5 protein-coding genes and 1 pseudogene are annotated in these 3,818 nt (G+C 54.0%); 3 read left to right on the top strand and 3 right to left on the bottom strand.

The annotated features are described in order from the left end of the window. Together V7730_RS22405 and V7730_RS22400 are read left to right on the top strand one after the other, a co-directional pair. A partial coding sequence (locus tag V7730_RS22405) for a hypothetical protein (RefSeq protein WP_335749770.1) occupies positions 1–180 on the top strand: 180 nt, incomplete at its 5' end. A 76-nt stretch (positions 181–256) separates the two neighbouring features. Continuing rightward, positions 257–964 (top strand): annotated as a pseudogene (locus tag V7730_RS22400) (IS6 family transposase). 939 nt (positions 965–1,903) lie between these two features. Here the strand turns inward: V7730_RS22400 and V7730_RS22395 are convergent. The 3 genes from V7730_RS22395 to V7730_RS22385 all read right to left on the bottom strand — a co-directional run bounded on the left by V7730_RS22395 (position 1,904) and on the right by V7730_RS22385 (position 3,489). Continuing rightward, the gene (locus V7730_RS22395; RefSeq protein WP_335749769.1) at positions 1,904–2,965 is read right to left on the bottom strand and encodes a calcium-binding protein; all 1,062 of its coding nucleotides are present in this window, start codon (positions 2,963–2,965) and stop codon (positions 1,904–1,906) included. A 73-nt stretch (positions 2,966–3,038) separates the two neighbouring features. After that, entirely contained in the window at positions 3,039–3,254 is a 216-nt protein-coding gene (locus V7730_RS22390) for a hypothetical protein (RefSeq protein ID WP_335749768.1), read from the bottom strand. Between the two features lie 55 nt (positions 3,255–3,309). Further along, the gene (locus tag V7730_RS22385; protein WP_335749767.1) at positions 3,310–3,489 is read right to left on the bottom strand and encodes a hypothetical protein; all 180 of its coding nucleotides are present in this window, start codon (positions 3,487–3,489) and stop codon (positions 3,310–3,312) included. A 149-nt stretch (positions 3,490–3,638) separates the two neighbouring features. Between V7730_RS22385 and V7730_RS22380 the strand changes: the two genes are divergently transcribed. Continuing rightward, positions 3,639–3,818, top strand: a 180-nt coding sequence (locus tag V7730_RS22380; RefSeq protein WP_335749766.1) for a hypothetical protein, incomplete at its 3' end; no start/stop codon positions are given.

Below are 3,818 nucleotides of genomic sequence, written 5' to 3'. Positions count from 1 at the left end.
GTTCGGGTTGGATACATCTTAGCACGCTGTCCAATTTTGCCGGACCACTTCACCGGGCCCGACAAGCGCGGAGGTGGCCTAGCAGAAGCCATTACGGTTCCAGTGGGGAACACGACGGCCATAATCAAGATTGATGTATTTCCCTTCACACCGAAGATTGGCGGCCGTGTCTGCAACTAGAACATGGTGCAAGCTGACGGGCACTGTCAGAGCAAAATAAGTTGAGGCGGGCAGGGCGAGAAATTAGCGTCGTGGGATGACAAAACGCAGCCCCTTTCGCTACTTTAAAACGAGCCCTGAGATCATCCGCTTGGCCGTGATGCTGTACGTTCAATTTCCACTTTCGCTCCGCAATGTCGAGGACCTGCTGTACGAACGCGGCATCGACATCAGCCACGAAACGGTTCGATTTTGGTGGAACAGATTTGGCCCGCTGTTTGCCGCAGAGATTCGCAAGAAAAGGGTCAGCCAGATGCGTGTATATTCAAATTGGCAGTGGCACTTGGACGAGGTGTTCGTGAAGATCAACGGCGAGAAGCACTATCTTTGGCGGGCTGTGGATCACGAGGGGGAAGTCCTGGAAAGCTTTGTCACAAAGCGCCGTGATCGAAAGGCAGCATTGAAATTCTTATGAAAAACAATGAAACGTCATGGTCGACCACATATCTTCGTCACCGACAAGTTGCGTTCCTACGGCGCGGCGATGAAGGAGATCGGCAACGCTGATCGGCAAGAAACCGGCCGCTGGAAAAACAACAGGGCTGAGAATTCACACCAGCCATTTCGAAGGCGAGAACGGGCTATGCTTCGCTTTAGACGGATGCGAACTTTACAGAAATTCGCTGCCGTTCACGGCTCAGTCCACAACCATTTCAACGCGGAGCGCCACCTTTACATCCGATCAAATTTCAAGCTGAACCGCGCCGCTGCTCTTACCGAGTGGCGCGGTCTCTGCGCAGCCTGACAGATTGAGGTTGCCGGAGAACTGAGACTGGTTCGCATTCGTCTGACAGCACCGACAAGTCCGATCCCCGTCATGATCTTCAGCTTGCCCTGTGACGCCCATCCCGCGATATCGGCGACGGAACAATCCCAGCGGACTGAGACTTCATAAAGCGAAAAAAACACGCGCGGTGGTAATGCCACGGCGACTCCCTCCTCAATTCGGTCAAGGGAGAGACCATGCCTGTGCCCTGCTGACCATTTTTTATGGCACGACAGGAAACTCCGGGCGCAAAAGGTCAGGGCGTAAGCTCGCCTTTTTCAACACTTCTGCACGAAATGAGTCGTCCTATGATGACTCTGATTGAGGAATGCTCGCCTCATGCGTGCAATCTGCATCCGTCCGGGATCGGGAGCAATAGGGGGGAGCGGGAATCTGTGCATAACGCTGTGGCAGGAATGGTCGTCGGTGTGGAACGTCAGATGAATTTGACGTTCACGTCATGAACCGACTCCAAGCTGGAAAAATTGACCAAGATGCAAGGCGCGGCGAAGGGTAAAAAAAGCGCAGAGTAACAGATGTTACATCGGCGTCAAACGGCAGCGATGCGCAGGAAGCGGAATTTGCAAAGTTGCGCTGGCAGAGGGACCTGACAGGCCCACAGCGGACATTCAATAGTCAATCCGATGCGGCGGCGCGGCCCGTCGAACCGGCCATTCGTGCATCGCGCGGCATTTCGACCATTCAATGACCGGGTCACGGGCTTTTAGGCCGCTCGCTAACACCAGCCGCGGCCCGCATTCATCGCTTGACGGGAAAATCCCAGATCGGGCCTGTTTTCGCCAACCGATGCCCATAGTGATGGCGACGTAGCACAGCCGGAAAACCACTTGGAAAACGCCGACAACCTGTTCAAACACATCGATTAACCTCTTTCTTCTGACAAGACCGCGCTTTGGCTCAGACGAACAGGAAATCGTCCACGGTGAAATCGCTCGGGCTGAAGTCCTTCTCGGCCGTGTCCAGTACAATGATCGTGTGATCGGCATAGCTCATTGCGACCCCCGTTTGACCCGCGAATTCACCCTTATCGATGGTTGTGTTGGTAATATCCAAACGCCCGACCGGATCGGGAGGGTAGCGCAGGCCAACCACGCGGATCGTGTCGATGCCATCCTCGAAATCGGTGATCACAGTGGTGCCGCCGCCGAAGAGCGCATTGAAGAGGAACTGATCCGCGTCCGCACCGCCAGTCACGGTGTCATCCCCAAGTCCGGAGTTGATCGTGTCTTCACCCGCATCGCCATGGATTTCATCATTGCCATAGCCACCGGTCAGCAAATCGTCGCCGTCGCCGCCGAACATCGTGTCGTTGCCGAAGCTGGCACCGGAGATGTCATCGCCCGCCCTCATGTCGATATACTCTTGGCCATAGCCCGCGTTGAACCGGTCATTGCCACCACCGGCTTCGATCGTGTCGTTCCCCGGGCCCGCGCCGCCACCGTCGTCGCCGTCGCCACCAACCATGGAGTCGTCGCCATCACCGCCGCCGATCCGGTCATTTCCGGGACCACCATTGATGACGTCGTTGCCGCTGCCGCCGGGCAGTTTGTCATTGCCTTCACCGCCATTAATCGTGTCGTCCCCATCGCCGCCCGGACCGCCCGTAATAGAGTCATTTCGACCGAGGCCGTCGAACTTGGTGCAAAAAATTTTGCCAACGAATATATCCGGACCGCCTGTTCCTTCCTCGTCGCAAGGTGGTTCACTGGATGTAACGGCTGCCGTCTCAGTACTGGTCTTCTCTTCGTCGGTTTCTGAACCATCCGTATAGGGCACCCGCGCGGACATCGCCGCCCCGACATCCGCCGGTGTCAGCGCGTAGCTCGCGGAGGTCGCGCCATCAATCGCAGTCCCGTCGCGCAGCCACTGATACGAGAGCGTGCCGACACCGTCTTCGTCGTCCAGCGTCGAGACCGCCGAAAGCGTCTCGCCTTGCTCAGGCGTACCGGTAGCCGACAATTAGCACATACCAAGTGTTAGAATTAGGATTATTCTGACCTTCTTCGCGTTGCTAGGGTTTCGATTGAGATTATCACTTCGTGGTGTCACTTGTATTCAACTCTCTTATGTCTGGAAATACAGCATCCATCACCGCTCGATAGTTTGAATCCTCTTTTCTTTGCATGATCTCATTTCGGGCGACGTGCTGCGTTTCGAAGATTGCGCTCTCTAAGTCAAACATCTCGTTCTTTTTCGCAAACTTGGCGAGATCGGCCAAGACATCAAATATAAATTTTACGGTTTTCATATTATACTCACTCCTGTTACAATCAGAAGGTGCATGAAATTTGGTAAACAGATTATTAACTGAGTCGCACAGGCAGACAGAAATTGCCGATTTCAATGGATGACCTTACGTCAACGCGCTCTTTCTGCAACTGCTTTGCGATTTCAAGAAGTGCAGAGCGTGTGTGACTATAGCCCGCTCTTTCAGCTATCATGGCGGCGATCAGTGTTTGCTCCAGCAAGTCATCAATTTTCATAACTTTCTCCTCTATATTTTACGAATAAGTTAAGAGGTCTTACCGATTGGTTAACGCCGCAATGCCACCTGAGTTATAAGCGGCAAATTGCTCAATCTAGGCAGAAATTCGCTATAGAACATTTAGGGGACATAGCGCTAAATGGTGCCATGCCCTACGCACCTTCGATCCTTGGTTTAAAGTTCGAGATTCGCATAGCCGATCTGACAGCGCGTGATGTGGTGATTGTCACCTGTCCGGCCTGTCACTGGTCTGCCAACGTCGCGCCGCATGTGCTGAAGTGGTCCGGCAAAATTGGACAGCGTGCTAAGATGTATCCAACCCGAACG

The sequence above is a fragment of the Sulfitobacter sp. genome, assembly GCF_036961165.1.
In the GTDB taxonomy this organism is placed as follows: domain Bacteria; phylum Pseudomonadota; class Alphaproteobacteria; order Rhodobacterales; family Rhodobacteraceae; genus Sulfitobacter.
The sequence above is the reverse complement of the archived record's forward strand: the minus strand, read 5'-3'. Positions and strand labels throughout refer to the sequence as shown.